We start from the raw sequence: 13719 nt of genomic DNA on the forward strand, positions 1-13719 counted from the left end.
AAGCGTTGTGAGGCGTTGAGCTAACCTGTACTAATTGCCCGTGAGGCTTAACCATACAACACCCAAAGGGTTTTGATGGACTCAAAGCAAGAACAAATTGAATGTGTAGAGAACGCATTAACAGCTTTCCGAATTAAGAATTTGCTTGGCGACCATAGCATTGTGGACCCACCTGATTTCCATGCCGAACTCAGAAGTGAAACGCAATAGCGCCGATGGTAGTGTGGGGTTTCCCCATGTGAGAGTAGGACATCGCCAGGCTTTGAACATTATCTGTTTAAAGCACGATTTAGATAAGACTTTAAATAGACCACTGCGGAGTGGTAGTTCAGTTGGTTAGAATACCGGCCTGTCACGCCGGGGGTCGCGGGTTCGAGTCCCGTCCACTCCGCCACTTATTTAGACAAAGTTAAGTCTTAAAAATAACTACAGGGGTGTAGCTCCAATTGGCAGAGCAGCGGATTCCAAATCCGCGTGTTGGGAGTTCGAATCTCTCCACCCCTGCCATATTCAAAGGCTCTGACTTAGGTCGGAGCCTTTTTCGTTTTTGCTTTTTCAAAGCAATGTGTTGGGAGCTGGGTCGCCAGCCCGGTCGAATCTCCGGAATGCCGGCCCAGTCCACCCCTGCCATCTTTAAAGCCTCGTCTTTCGACGAGGCTTTTTTACATCTGTAGTATTCAAAGGCTCTGACTTAGGTCAGAGTTTTTTTGTTTCCGCACTCCTATATTCTCGAATCTTATAGTTCACTGATATACTCATAATCATCATTACATATATGGATATGATTATGCCCCATTTACGTTTTAGAGCTCTGGAGTCAGAGATAGTCAAAACTCTTTCTAGCCCATTAGTTGACGAGCTTCAACCGCTTATGGATTGCCCAAGAGAAGACTTCACTATTGAACACGTTAGCTCAACGTTTTACTTCGATGGTAAGTTAAGTCACGCTTATCCGTTTGTGGAAGTGCTGTGGTTTGATCGTGGGCAGGAGGTGAAGGATAAGGTTGCTGTTGTTATTACTGAACAGATCCGCTCTGCTCTGGGCAAAGAGCTCGATGTTGCAGTCATATTCGTCGCACTTGAGCCTGCAAGCTATTACGATAATGGTAGCCATTACGGTTAACTAACTGATTGGTATCGCTCTCACAAATGCGACTGGTGAAGTGGCTAGTTGTTGACTATTGTTATCAGTACTTCAGTGGATTAGTCGTTGTTTTCTAGGTTTTATTGTTTTCTTACTTAGGGCTGTTCTGCTGCTTTATAGGGGGTGTTCCCCTATGATTTTGGGTAAGGACTACTGTTATGACAATGATATCATCAAGGCAGTTTGCCCGATGGCTAAGAGAGAGGTTCGCGACGGAAAAAGACGGAGTGATCCTAACCAGAGAAGACATTAATCAATTATCTGGTAGGCAAAGCTTTACGTTAGGGTTTGTAAACGACATTCACTACGAATTGATGCAACATGGCATTGCCTTTGTGACTGATACAAGCAGAGAGAAATTCTATTTGATTCCCATAAACTCTGCGGAAAACTGGCGCAAAAAGCTGGAGATACAGTACGAGAAAGAGTTGTACTGCAATGTGTTCCCAATCGAAAAGTCTGGGTAATAAAAAAGCCTCCATTGGGAGGCTTTTTACGTTTAGGCCATGCCTTGAATAATCACGAACTTTTCTAACAGCTCTTCATCCGTTTCCACATGATTGGGATCGGTGATGATGCATTTCGTGATTGGGCATACCGATTGACAAGTTGGTTTCTCGTAATGGCCTTTGCACTCAGTACACAGCGCAGGATCGATCTCAAAAATCTCACTGCCCATTGTAATAGCGCCATTTGGGCATTCCGGGTCACACATATCGCAGTTAATGCACTTGTCAGTAATGAGCAGCGCCATGATTACTTACCCGTTGGGTTACGTGTATCTTGTCCTGAGTTTAGGTTACGCATAAGTAGTGCGTAGTCCAGATCCAATTCCTCTGGTACTGGAATAAAGACAAAGTGGCCGTTACCTTTCGCGTCATCAATGCTTTCTGACTTGCGGTTTTCCATCACTTCTAGGTTGAAGACAACGTTGCCTTTTGGTGTCATCAGCTCAAGGCTGTCGCCAACGATAAACTTGTTCTTCACTTCTACTTCTGCCAATTGACCACGACGTTTACCAGTAAATTCGCCAACAAATTGCTGAGAGTCTGATACAGAGTAGCCGTAATCGTAGTTCTGGTAGCTGTCGTGTGTGTGGCGACGTAGGAAACCTTCAGTGTAACCACGGTGAGCTAGGCTTTCTAGCGTACCCATTAGTGACTCATCGAATGGCTTACCTGCAACGGCGTCGTCGATCGCTTTTCGATACACTTGTGCAGTACGAGCACAGTAGTAAAAAGACTTAGTACGACCTTCAATCTTAAGCGAGTGAACGCCCATCTTCGTCAAACGCTCTACATGCTGAACCGCACGTAGGTCTTTTGAGTTCATGATGTACGTACCATGCTCGTCCTCAAACGCCGCCATTTTGTCTTCAGGGCGGTGGCTTTCAGAGAGCAGTACAACGTCGTCAATTGGTTTACCGCGACCAATTGTGGTCTCTGGGCGCTCGTCAACGACTTCAACAGCTTGAGCTTCTGGTGTGAACTCTTCTACGATTTGACCTGCATCGTTTTCTGTTGCTTTCTCAACTTTGTACTCCCAACGACATGCGTTAGTACATGTGCCTTGGTTTGGGTCGCGCTTGTTGATGTAGCCAGACAGTAGACAACGACCAGAGTATGCCATGCAAAGTGCACCGTGTACGAACACTTCTAGTTCAGTTTCAGGGCAATGTTCACGGATCTCTTGGATCTCTTCTAGTGATAGCTCACGAGAGACGATTACGCGCTCGACGCCATTCGCAGCCCAGAATTTAACCGTCGCCCAGTTTACTGCGTTCGCCTGTACCGATAGGTGAATAGGCATATCTGGGAAGGCTTCACGAACCATCATGATAAGGCCTGGGTCAGACATGATTAGGGCGTCTGGACCCATTTCGACTACCGGCTTAAGGTCACGGATGAACGTCTTTAGCTTTGAGTTATGTGGTTGAATATTGCATACCACATATAGCTTTTTACCTTGAGCGTGCGCTTCATCGATACCGATTTTTAGGTTTTCGTGGTTAAACTCGTTGTTACGAACACGAAGGCTGTAACGAGGTTGACCCGCGTAAACTGCATCTGCGCCGTATGCGAATGCGTAACGCATGTTTTTGAGGCTGCCAGCTGGTGACAGAAGTTCTGGAGTAAACATTGCTTTATATCTCTAATCTGATTACAAGTCAGTGTTGTGCCACCTAATGGCACTAAGGGGCGCAAATTTTACGCTAGTATGGGGAGATTTCCAAGTTTTGAATCAGGCTCGCTGCTCAAGAGCAACAGTTAGGGCTGAGAAGCGAGCTTGATAGAGAAGGGGTTATTGCTTAGGTAGGCCGCCTAACGCGTCGTATAAGTTAGGTAAGAAGGCACCAAATTCACCACATAGAAGAGAGAAGTCAGCGTCAATACGCGCAGCAGCATCTTCACGTGGGATATCATCGTTTTGATCCTTCAGCTCGTCACTGAATTTCAAGCGTTTGATACTGCCGTCATCGGCTAATATAAACTCGATACGATCTTGCCAGTTGAGCGAAAGTTTAGTCACAAACTTGTTGGCTTCAATGTGACCAAGGATTTCGTCGCTAGACAGCTCTTGTTTCTTACAGCGTATAACGCCGCCGTCTTCTAGGACTGATTTCAACTCAGCTTCATCAAGAAGGTTAAAACCTGTTGGTGCTTCGTTGGTTTTTACCCATTCGGTTAGCGTGTTCTCAATTGGCTGTTCTGGGAATGCTGGAATAACAGGAAGGCTACCCATGGTCTTACGCAGTAGCGCAATCACGTCTTCAGCTTTTTTGTAGCTACTGGCATCAACAATCACAAAGCCTTCTTTCGGCATGATAAGAAGGTGAGTAAGATTGCTGCGGCTAAATGCACGTGGCAGAAGGTCAATGATGATTTCGTCTTTGAGATCGTCTTTCTCTTTCTTCTTAAGAGGGCGACCTTCTTGAGTCTCAAGTGCGTCTACTTTGCTAGCTAGAGAGTCTTTGATAACCGATGCAGGTAGCATTTTCTCTTCTTTTTTGGCGCACAGTAGAATTCGGTTTTCAGAAACATGGGTCATCATATCGCCATGCTTACCCAGTGCCGTTACCCAGCCAAACTTCTGTTTGTCTTGGCTACCACAAGGAGTAAAGCGAAACTCTTCAAGCTGCTGCTCTAGCTTATCTGCATTAAACTCAAGTTCCTTGTTGAATCGATAGACCAAACAGTTTTTAAACCACATATTACTCTCACCTTTAGAATAGACAGCTGCACATAATAGGCAATTTTGCTTAAATTGTCCTAGCTTAAATCTCGATTATCGCAATAGATCTTGTGCGAAAGTTATATTAAAAATTGTTTTCAATGGTCACAAAAGTGTCATAATAATTCTTGATAATGCATGAAGTTGATTAGATTCCAAAAGGTTATTCAGATATGTCTAGAAGGATCCTGGTGGTCGAGGATGAAGCACCAATTCGCGAAATGCTGTGTTTCGTATTAGAGCAGAAAGGCTACCAAGCTGTAGAAGCTGAAGATTACGATACGGCAGTTAACAAACTGGCTGAACCTTTCCCAGATCTTGTTCTACTAGACTGGATGCTACCTGGCGGTTCTGGCATTAATTTTATCAAGCACATGAAACGCGAAGAGCTGACTCGCAATATCCCTGTTGTGATGCTTACTGCTCGTGGTGAAGAAGAAGATAAAGTGCGCGGCCTAGAAGTGGGTGCGGACGACTACATCACTAAACCATTTTCACCAAAAGAGCTGGTTGCTCGCCTTAAGGCGGTGATTCGTCGCGTGACACCAACAGCACTCGAAGATGTGATTGATGTACAAGGTCTTAAGCTAGACCCAGTCTCTCACCGCGTTACCGCGAATGACCAGCCTCTTGATATGGGGCCAACCGAGTTTAAGATGCTGCACTTCTTTATGACTCACCAAGAGCGCGTCTACAGCCGTGAGCAGCTACTAAACAATGTATGGGGCACCAACGTTTACGTTGAAGACCGTACCGTCGATGTACACATTCGTCGCCTACGTAAAGCTCTTGAATCAGCAGGTCATGATAAATTGATTCAAACCGTTCGAGGCGCTGGCTACCGTTTCTCAACCAAGGGCTAGCATCGAACTGGAGAGGTAAATGGTTGAAAGGTTAACCTGGAAAAAGCTGGCCTGGGAGCTGGCTTTTTTTTACACCCCATGGATTGTCGTTGGGTGGATATTTGGATACATGCCGTGGTTGCTTCTGGTTGCCACGGTTTTGCAGTTGATATGGCACCTACATAATCAGCTGCGTTTGTCTGCTTGGCTGTGGGATGAAAAGCGCCTTACCCCGCCATCCGGTACCGGAAATTGGGAGTCGTTATTTAACGGCATCTATCGCCTTCAGCAAAGGCAGCGTCGCAAGCGCAAAGAGCTAACAAACCTTATCCGCCGCTTTAAAAACGGTGCGGAATCGCTTCCCGATGCCGTCGTTGTATTTAGAAGTGAAGGCAATATCGTTTGGTGTAACAAGCTCGCTCAACATCTATTAGGATTCCGTTGGCCTGATGATTCGGGGCAGCCTATCTCCAATTTGATCCGCACGCCTGATTTTATCAAATACATTAGTAAGCAAGATTTCTCCGAACCGTTAGAGATGCGCTCACCTCTAAACGTTGAGCGGATGCTCGAACTGCGTATTGTGCCGTACACAGAAGGTGAACACTTGATGGTAGTGCGTGATGTCAGCCAGCTGAAACAGCTTGAAGGCATGCGTCGTAACTTCTTTGCTAACGTTTCTCATGAGCTTCGTACGCCAATGACGGTGTTGCAAGGTTACTTAGAGATGACCGAAGACCCAGATATGGTTGTCGGTCCTATGTGGACTAAAGCGCACGGTGTCATGACTGAGCAGCTCAACCGCATGAATAGTTTGGTTAACCAACTGTTGACGCTATCGAAAATTGAAGCCGCACCCATGCACGAGCTTGATGAGGTCGTTAATGTTCCCGCAATGCTTGAGGTGTTAGAAAAAGAAGCGGTAAGTTTAAGTGGTGACGAACAGCATAAGATCAGCTTCGATGTCGACAATAGCTTGCGCGTATTTGGTGATGATGATCAACTGCGCAGCGCGATTTCAAATCTGGTTTACAACGCAGTGAAATACACTCCACCAGGGGCGAATGTCAAAGTGCGTTGGTATCAGTCTTCTCAAGGTGCACATCTAGAGGTTGAAGATACCGGTGATGGTATTGAAGCGCAGCATTTGCACAGATTGACGGAGCGCTTTTATCGTGTCGATAAGGCGCGCTCTCGTGATACTGGCGGAAGTGGACTCGGCTTAGCGATTGTAAAACACGCTCTATCGCATCACGACTCACACTTGGAAATTCACTCTGAAGTAGCTGTGGGTAGTAAGTTCTCGTTCATTTTACCTGAGCGATTGGTGGTTCAGTGATGACGACGTTAGTAGCGCGCGTCGCTAAGGGATTAACGTTATGTGCATTGTTGTCGGGCACTGCTTTGGCACAGGAACTTCCCAAGTACAGTAAGCTCTCTGGCGTATCGGGTAACCTCTCTTCTGTAGGTTCAGATACGCTCTCCGGCATGACCACATTATGGCTCGAAGAATTCAAATATCTTTACCCAAATGTGAACCCGCAGATCCAAGCTTCTGGCTCGTCGACGGCGCCACCGGCATTGACCGAAGGGACAGCGCAGTTTGGCCCTATGAGCCGAGAAATGCGCTCGCGTGAAATTGAAGCCTTTGAGCGCCAGTATGGTTATAAGCCAACAGCGCTTAAAGTCGCTATCGATGCAATTGGGTTGTTTGTTCACCTCGACAACCCGATTGAAGGACTTAACTTTAAGCAGCTTGATGCAATTTTCTCATCAACCCTTCGCTGTGGGGGGGCTGACTATCTGCAAACTTGGGAGCAGCTTGGTATTGAAACACCTTGGAATGAACGTGCGATTCAAATCTTTGGGCGCAACTCTGTCTCCGGTACCTACGGCTACTTTAAGGATAAAGCACTATGTGGCGGTGACTTTAGACGTAATGTTAATGAGCAGCCGGGTTCTGCCTCTGTGGTGCAGTCGGTCGCTTCATCGATTAACACCATAGGTTACTCTGGGATTGGTTATCAGGTATCAGGTGCTAAACTTGTGCCTATTGCCAATCATGGGGAGCAATACGTACTGCCGACTCAGGAGAATGTTCAGTCTGGGCACTATCCACTATCGCGCTTTCTCTATGTGTACGTAAATAAAGATCCCAACCGCGCGCTCTCGCCGATTGAAGAGGCTTATATTCGTTATATCTACTCTCGAGAAGGGCAGAGGATCGTCCAGAAAGATGGCTATGTTCCGGTGAGTCTTGAGTTTGCCAAAGGTGAACTGGCTAAGGTAGGGCTGAGCATCGAATAAGCTGATGCCCTAACGGATAAGCAAAAAGCGGCCTATTTGCCGCTTTTTTTCGTTTTTGGTAGTCAGTAAAATCCAAGCGTTTAGAACACCAGATTCCAGCCTGCTGACTCCCAGTAGATTTGTTCGGTTTGTAAATCCGCTTGCAGCAGCTTGTTTTGCTCTAGCCAGTCGCTTTGGGTGCTGGTAAGTGTCCAAGTCTCATCGTCGATGGAAAGCTCAAGTGGCAACAGCTCCTCATTGCGCTGGCCATTAACGATGATCGCCAAACGCAAAATACCAATGAGACCGACAATGTGCTTTTTCTTGAAGAGGGTAAACTCAGGCAGCTCTTGCAGTTTAAGCGCTTTGCGCTGAAAGCGGGCCAAGGTGGCGAGCACCAACTGCTGTTCGCTGTTAAAGCCAGGCATATTAGTATGGTTGAGAATATAACTCGAGTGCCGGTGGAAGGCTTGATAACTAATACTCAGTCCAACTTCGTGAAGCAGAGCGCTCCATTCCAATAAGCTGAACAATTCACTTTTCTTTTTAAGCCCCAGCGACTCGTGCACTTGATTCAAAAACTCGTGTGCTTGACCTCGCACTCGCGCGGCGTGCTCAAGATCGACAAAGTGTTTTTTGGCTAAGTTCTCAGCAGTGCGCATACGAATATCAGAGCGCTCAAAACGTTCTTCCATTTCATATAGTAAGCCTTCACGCAGCGCACCAGAAGAAAAGTGCATCTCTTTGATTTTAAGACTCTCGAAGATAGCGGTGAGAATGGCAACGCCTGCCGCAAACACAGGTTTGCGCTCAGGGGTTAGTCCTTGCAGTGCGATATCATCGATGCTGTCGAACTCACACAGTTTGTCGATGAGCTTATAAAGTCGCTTATTATTGATGATGCCATCTTCATAGCCAATCCCAACGAGCACCTCTTTGATGGCTTTGATGGTGCCAGAGGAGCCGAGCGACACTTCCCAGCCTTTCTTTTTGTAACGCGGCGTCAAAGCTTCAAGGCGTTGTCTGGCCGAGAGAATGGCTTTGGTGAAGTTCTTAGACGAAAGCTTACCGTTGGCGAAGTACTTATTGGTATAACTGACGCAGCCCATTTGAGTACTGTTAAGCAGCACAGGCTCAAACGCCTTTCCAATAATAAGTTCGGTACTACCACCACCAATATCAACGACTAATTTTGAGTTGGACTCGGTTTGCGTGTGAGCAACACCGGCATAGATAAGACGCGCTTCTTCTTCACCAGGAATGACTTCGATGGGGAAGGGCAGAACATCACGGGCTTTTTGCAAAAAGACATGGGCATTGGCTGCGATACGAAGAGTATGGGTTGCGGCAATACGAACATTGTCGACCTCGAAGCCTTGTAGACGTTCGGCAAACATCGCGAGGCACTCCAGGCCTCGCTCCACTGCGGCGTCATCTAAGTTTCCATGCTCATCCAAACCGGAAGCCAGTCTGACGCGTTGCTTGTGCCTGCTGACTAGTTGCAAGTCTTGGTCGACGACTTTGGCGACCACCATGTGGAAGCTGTTTGACCCAAGGTCAATCGCTGCCACATCTTTGGTGATAACGTCATTCGTCGGTTGATCTTTAGTGTTCGTGTCCGTGGTTTGACTCATTATGTTCTAGTTTTTGTTTGCGTTTTCTAGTTTGCTTCTCTACCTGTTTAAGATAGTCGTAAATAGCAATTTGTGAACGAACTTTCTTGCGATTACCACGAGGAACATAGGTGTTGCTCATCTCTTTATCAATCCAACGAGCCTTTACCGTATCGGTAAAGTGGATGTTGATGATATCGATAATACGTTGCTTTAAGCGTTCATCTCGCACAGGTGCAGCCACTTCAATTCGGTGGTCGATGTTTCGCGTCATCCAATCTGCAGAGGAGATGTACACCTGTGGATCACCATCGTTATGAGCAATAATAACGCGAGGATGTTCTAAAAAGCGATCGACAATACTGATAATTTTGATGTTATCACTGACACCTTCAATTCCTGGTACCAGTGAGCACATACCACGGATGATCATATTGATTTTTACGCCTGCGCTGCTTGCTTCATACAGTTTACTCACCAGACCTTTGTCGACAAGGTTGTTTACTTTGAGCGTCAACGCCGCTCTTTTGCCGATTTGTGCGTTGGCGATCTCGGTATCAATTAAGCGATAGAGCTGCTTACGAGAGTTACGCGGTGAGACAATCAGTTGGTTAAACCTGACCGGACGATAAGGATTTTCGATATAACCGAACACATTGCGCACCTCATTGGTGATCTCTTGATCCGCAGTGAGCAGCGAAAAGTCGGTATAGATCCGTGCCGTTCTCTCGTGGAAGTTCCCTGTCCCTACGTGAGCGTAACGAACGATTTCTCCTTCCTCGCGTCGACTTATCAGCAGCAGCTTAGAGTGGATTTTCAAGCCCGGCGCACCGAAAATTACGTGGACGCCGTTCTCGGTCAGTACTTTTGACCACTCAATGTTGGCCTCTTCATCGAAGCGAGCTTGCAGTTCTACCACCACAGTCACGCTCTTGCCATTGTGCATGGCATCAATCAGAGAGTTCATCAAACGTGAGTCTTTGGCAACACGATAGATGTTAATCTTAATGCTCAGCACTTTAGGGTCGAACGAGGCTTGGCGCACCAATTCCGTAATGTGCTCAAACGTGTGGTATGGATAGTAGAGCAGAATATCTTGAGCGCGGATGGCATCGAAGGTGTTGTCATAGCCGTCAAAATCAGCGCAGCGCATTGGCGGCAGGGGCTTATTTTCTAGATAATCACGACCGACATTAGGGAAGCCGATAAAGTCTTTGAAATTGTGATAGCGGCTGCCCGGGATCAAACTGTCGTAGTTCGAGATACCCAGCTTGTCACACAGCGTGGTTAACATTTCTTCTGGCATATCGCGCTCGTAAACAAAGCGTACCGGCATTGCCGTTAAACGCTGGCTTACCCCTTCTGACATCTGCTCTAACAGGCTGTGTTCAACCTCATGGCTTAAATCGTATTCTGCATCACGGGTCATTTTCATTGCATAACCGTTGAGCTCGTCGTAGTCGAAGAAACCACGAAAGAGTTCATCAAGGCAGTAGCGGATAATGTTATCAAGCAGGATGATGGTCTTACGGCGTTTGCCTTTTTGCTCCGGCACCATGACAAAGCGAGGTAGGTGATCGGTTGGGATCTCTAAGATCGCATATTGAGAACTGTCGTTGGTTTTAAGGTCGACGACGATATACGCGTACTCATCTTTCAGAAACTGTAAAACATCAATGTCGTCTTTGAGCATAAGTGGGGTGATGTGCGGCAGCACTTCTTTTTTAAAGTACTTTTTAATCCACTTCTGCTGGGTGTCATCAAGCTGAGTTTCATTGACGAGGAAAATGCGTCGGCGAGCCATCTCCATGATCAGCTCGCTATACAGTTCATCAAAGCGCTGGTTAAGTTTGAGCGCCTTGCTTTGCATCTTCCCAAGCAGGTGTTTAGAGTTGTCATTAACGCCGCGGTCTTGGTTGATCAAAATACGACGTTTGACGTCTGAAAAACGAACTTTATAGAACTCATCCAAGTTGTTGGAAAAGATCCCCAAAAAACGGATCCTTTCGACCAGTGGAACTGTTTTATCCGCGGCTTCTTGCAACACGCGCTCATTAAACGATAACCAACTAAGTTCTTTTTCTATATAGAGTTTTTCTGCGCTCATGTACTCAACCACCGACGTTTGGGCTCACTACTGGGAAGCAGCAAAGCGGAATGTAAGATGAATCTTGTCGTGAACCTTAGAGATTGTATATGACATTTTTATTTCAAAAAGCGTGCAACGCGACACATTTCATTATTTTCAGCACCTTAGATGCTATGTAATATAACTGTCATCTAAACGAAATATTATGTTGAGGCAATTCGTGCATGCTGTTCACTTGCCTCTCGTCCTTGAAGGCAAACGCCTGATAACACTCAAACTGCATCATAAGAGAACATTAGTAGATTATGGCAACGGCCAATTTTTCACTTCATACCAAAGATAGAAAACGTCTGATCAAAGATCGTTTGGTGCGTTGGATCGTCTCATTTGGTGGCTTGAGTGTACTCGCTGGGCTTATCTTCATCTTCGTCTACTTAGCTTATGTCACACTGCCTCTATTTTCCGATAACGAGGTCACATGGCAGCCCGCGATCAGCTCTGATATTGCAGAAACGCCAGTTTTAACCTTAGTCAGCGATAGTGGTCATGACGGCTTATTCTTTTTTGCCGATGGTGGTTATATCCAACAGTCGCTTGTTACGGGTGAACAGACTTCACATCGTTTGCCAGATAACATTGTGCGCTTGCAGGCCGTCGATGAAAAAATACTGCTAGCGGTGGATGGTAAAGGTCGTTACGCCGCGCTAAAACCTAAATTACAACTGGATCAAAGTAGTGGTGATGCACAGTTGATTGTTCCTGATCTTGATGAGGAGCAATGGATCTCGCTACCTAACGCGAATCTGGTCAATGCAGTGGTCAATAAAGGTGAAACTGTCATTGCTAGTATCGATGAGCGCGGCATGCTGCAAGCTAGGTATTCACGCCACGCCACGGAATCAAGCAGTGGTGAGTTCTCTTTTGCTACCTTACCAACCACGATTGAGGGCGCAAAAGAGTTGGTCGTTACGCCAGATGGTCGCACCTTATATGTTCGCTCCGGCAATCAGCTGGTGGTGATTAACCGCGATGGACATTCGCTATACGCGCGTGAGGTGGTTGACTTATCGGCGCCGAATGGTGCCAACGTCAGTGGTGTACATTTGTTGTCTGGGGCATATTCGCTGCTGGTGCAATATGACAATCAGCAGGTTTGGCAATGGTTTGATGTATTGACTGAAGGCGAGCGTAAACTTACGCCGATTCGCTCATTTCAGTTTGATGCTGATATCGCGTTTTTGACGGCAGAGGCTACGAGTAAGGGCTTCAACGTACTGCTTGCGAGTCCACAGACTTCTGAATCAGCGTCAAACAGCTTTCAGTTGCAAAGTCTCTATACCACGAGCGAAAAGCTCGTTTCCGAGAGCCCAGTGCCTAGTTCAGACGTGCGTGATTTCGCCTTGTCCAACAATGGCCATTACGCGCTAGTGTTGTCTGAGGGTGCAATGTACCGCGCCTATCTACCTAATGAGCACCAAGAGATTTCGCTGAGTGCACTGTGGCAAAAGGTGTGGTACGAAAGCTACCCTGAGCCGGAATTTATTTGGCAAACCACCGCCGCTTCCGATGATTTTGAAGCCAAATACAGTCTGGTTCCGATTGCGTTTGGTACCATAAAGGCAGCTCTATTTGCGATGCTGTTTTCTGTGCCGATCGCTGTGTTTGGCGCCATCTACACCGCGTACTTTATGTCGTCGAAAATGCGCCGCGTGGTTAAGCCGACGATCGAGCTAATGGAAGCGTTGCCAACCGTCATTATTGGCTTTTTGGCAGGACTTTGGTTCGCCCCTATCGTGGAAACGCATTTACCGGCGATTTTGCTGTTGCTGGTGGCATTACCGCTGCTCTCTTTGTTGTCTGGCGCGGTGTGGTACGCCATCCCTAAAGCGTACACATCAAAGCTGCCAAGCGGCTTACATCCTTTCACCCTCATACCTGTCATCTTGATTGCCATCTATTTGGCAATGACGTTCTCTAGTGATATGGAAGTGATGTTGTTCAATGGTGATGCAAGAGTATTTCTCGCGACACATGGAATTGATTTCGATCAGCGCAATGCTTTAGTGGTGGGCTTTGCTATGGGCTTTGCGGTTATCCCAACTATTTTTACCATTGCCGAAGATGCCATTTTCTCAGTTCCCAAACACCTGTCTGATGGCTCGCTAGCGCTGGGAGCGACACAGTGGCAAACACTGATCTATGTAGTGCTGCTTACCGCCAGCCCAGGCATTTTCTCTGCGGTCATGATGGGACTAGGGCGCGCCGTTGGCGAGACGATGATCGTGCTGATGGCAACGGGTAATACGCCGATCCTCGATTGGAATATTTTCGAAGGTATGAGAACGCTATCGGCCACTATGGCTGTCGAGTTGCCTGAATCTGAGGTTGGTAGCAGTCACTACCGCTTGCTGTTCCTGATGGCGCTTATCTTGTTTAGTTTTACCTTTGTAGTGAACTCGCTAGCGGAGTGGGTGAGACAACGACTCCGGGAGAAATACAGTGCGCTTTAATTGT

General features: G+C 46.8%; 11 protein-coding genes, 2 tRNA genes and 1 rRNA gene. 9 read left to right on the forward strand and 5 right to left on the reverse strand.

Going from position 1 to position 13719, the window contains the following annotated elements:
- Positions 1-144: 144 nt before the first annotated feature.
- The 5 genes from rrf (at position 145) to ACVA6Q_RS15085 (ending at position 1611) form a co-directional block, all read left to right on the forward strand.
- A 5S ribosomal RNA gene (gene rrf, locus ACVA6Q_RS15065) occupies positions 145-261 on the forward strand.
- Positions 262-317: 56 nt separating this feature from the next.
- A tRNA-Asp gene (locus ACVA6Q_RS15070) sits at positions 318-394 on the forward strand.
- A 36-nt stretch (positions 395-430) separates the two neighbouring features.
- Positions 431-507 (forward strand) — tRNA-Trp (locus ACVA6Q_RS15075).
- A 280-nt stretch (positions 508-787) separates the two neighbouring features.
- Positions 788-1123, forward strand: a complete 336-nt coding sequence (locus ACVA6Q_RS15080) for a DUF1904 domain-containing protein (protein WP_353497907.1) — start codon at positions 788-790, stop codon at positions 1121-1123.
- 179 nt (positions 1124-1302) lie between these two features.
- Positions 1303-1611 carry a hypothetical protein gene (locus ACVA6Q_RS15085; RefSeq protein WP_112460995.1) on the forward strand — a complete coding sequence of 103 codons (309 nt, stop codon included), beginning with the start codon at positions 1303-1305 and terminating at the stop codon, positions 1609-1611.
- 32 nt (positions 1612-1643) lie between these two features.
- Here ACVA6Q_RS15085 and ACVA6Q_RS15090 read toward each other — a convergent pair whose 3' ends face one another.
- The 3 genes from ACVA6Q_RS15090 to rdgC form a co-directional block, all read right to left on the reverse strand.
- Positions 1644-1898 (reverse strand): YfhL family 4Fe-4S dicluster ferredoxin, encoded by a 255-nt coding sequence (locus ACVA6Q_RS15090; protein WP_042500690.1) that lies wholly within the window; start codon positions 1896-1898, stop codon positions 1644-1646.
- Between the two features lie 2 nt (positions 1899-1900).
- Entirely contained in the window at positions 1901-3283 is a 1383-nt protein-coding gene (trhP, locus tag ACVA6Q_RS15095) for a prephenate-dependent tRNA uridine(34) hydroxylase TrhP (protein WP_353497909.1), read from the reverse strand.
- Positions 3284-3445: 162 nt separating this feature from the next.
- Complete coding sequence (gene rdgC / locus ACVA6Q_RS15100; protein ID WP_353497910.1) at positions 3446-4354, reverse strand: recombination-associated protein RdgC; 909 nt, start codon at positions 4352-4354, stop codon at positions 3446-3448.
- 194 nt (positions 4355-4548) lie between these two features.
- Here rdgC and phoB point away from each other — a divergent pair, with 194 nt between their 5' ends.
- From phoB to ACVA6Q_RS15115, 3 genes are read left to right on the forward strand one after another with little or no spacing between them, the layout of a single operon-like run.
- Complete coding sequence (gene phoB / locus ACVA6Q_RS15105) at positions 4549-5238, forward strand: phosphate regulon transcriptional regulator PhoB (protein ID WP_042500693.1); 690 nt, start codon at positions 4549-4551, stop codon at positions 5236-5238.
- Between the two features lie 19 nt (positions 5239-5257).
- Positions 5258-6556, forward strand: coding sequence for a phosphate regulon sensor histidine kinase PhoR (gene phoR, locus ACVA6Q_RS15110; RefSeq protein ID WP_446648072.1), 1299 nt, complete (start codon positions 5258-5260; stop codon positions 6554-6556).
- Positions 6556-7524, forward strand: a complete 969-nt coding sequence (locus tag ACVA6Q_RS15115) for a PstS family phosphate ABC transporter substrate-binding protein (protein WP_446648073.1) — start codon at positions 6556-6558, stop codon at positions 7522-7524. Before phoR ends, ACVA6Q_RS15115 begins: the two co-directional genes overlap by 1 nt.
- An 80-nt stretch (positions 7525-7604) precedes the next feature.
- Here ACVA6Q_RS15115 and ppx read toward each other — a convergent pair whose 3' ends face one another.
- Positions 7605-9137: an exopolyphosphatase gene (ppx, locus tag ACVA6Q_RS15120; protein WP_446648074.1), complete on the reverse strand. Its 1533-nt coding sequence runs from the start codon at positions 9135-9137 to the stop codon at positions 7605-7607.
- Positions 9109-11223 (reverse strand): polyphosphate kinase 1, encoded by a 2115-nt coding sequence (gene ppk1 / locus ACVA6Q_RS15125; RefSeq protein WP_446648075.1) that lies wholly within the window; start codon positions 11221-11223, stop codon positions 9109-9111. Before ppk1 ends, ppx begins: the two co-directional genes overlap by 29 nt.
- Positions 11224-11510: 287 nt before the next feature.
- Between ppk1 and ACVA6Q_RS15130 the strand changes: the two genes are divergently transcribed.
- Positions 11511-13715, forward strand: coding sequence for an ABC transporter permease subunit (locus ACVA6Q_RS15130; protein ID WP_446648076.1), 2205 nt, complete (start codon positions 11511-11513; stop codon positions 13713-13715).
- Positions 13716-13719: the final 4 nt, after the last annotated feature.

Source organism: Vibrio sp. DNB22_10_4 (assembly GCF_052879755.1).

Coding starts and splice junctions, on each gene's coding strand:
- rdgC (WP_353497910.1), bottom strand. CDS start 4,354: ATGTGGTTTAAAAACTGTTTGGTCTATCGATTCAACAAGGAACTTGAG.
- ACVA6Q_RS15080 (WP_353497907.1), top strand. CDS start 788: ATGCCCCATTTACGTTTTAGAGCTCTGGAGTCAGAGATAGTCAAAACT.
- phoR (WP_446648072.1), top strand. CDS start 5,258: ATGGTTGAAAGGTTAACCTGGAAAAAGCTGGCCTGGGAGCTGGCTTTT.
- ACVA6Q_RS15115 (WP_446648073.1), top strand. CDS start 6,556: ATGACGACGTTAGTAGCGCGCGTCGCTAAGGGATTAACGTTATGTGCA.
- ppx (WP_446648074.1), bottom strand. CDS start 9,137: ATGAGTCAAACCACGGACACGAACACTAAAGATCAACCGACGAATGAC.
- ACVA6Q_RS15130 (WP_446648076.1), top strand. CDS start 11,511: ATGGCAACGGCCAATTTTTCACTTCATACCAAAGATAGAAAACGTCTG.
- ACVA6Q_RS15085 (WP_112460995.1), top strand. CDS start 1,303: ATGACAATGATATCATCAAGGCAGTTTGCCCGATGGCTAAGAGAGAGG.
- ppk1 (WP_446648075.1), bottom strand. CDS start 11,223: ATGAGCGCAGAAAAACTCTATATAGAAAAAGAACTTAGTTGGTTATCG.
- trhP (WP_353497909.1), bottom strand. CDS start 3,283: ATGTTTACTCCAGAACTTCTGTCACCAGCTGGCAGCCTCAAAAACATG.
- ACVA6Q_RS15090 (WP_042500690.1), bottom strand. CDS start 1,898: ATGGCGCTGCTCATTACTGACAAGTGCATTAACTGCGATATGTGTGAC.
- phoB (WP_042500693.1), top strand. CDS start 4,549: ATGTCTAGAAGGATCCTGGTGGTCGAGGATGAAGCACCAATTCGCGAA.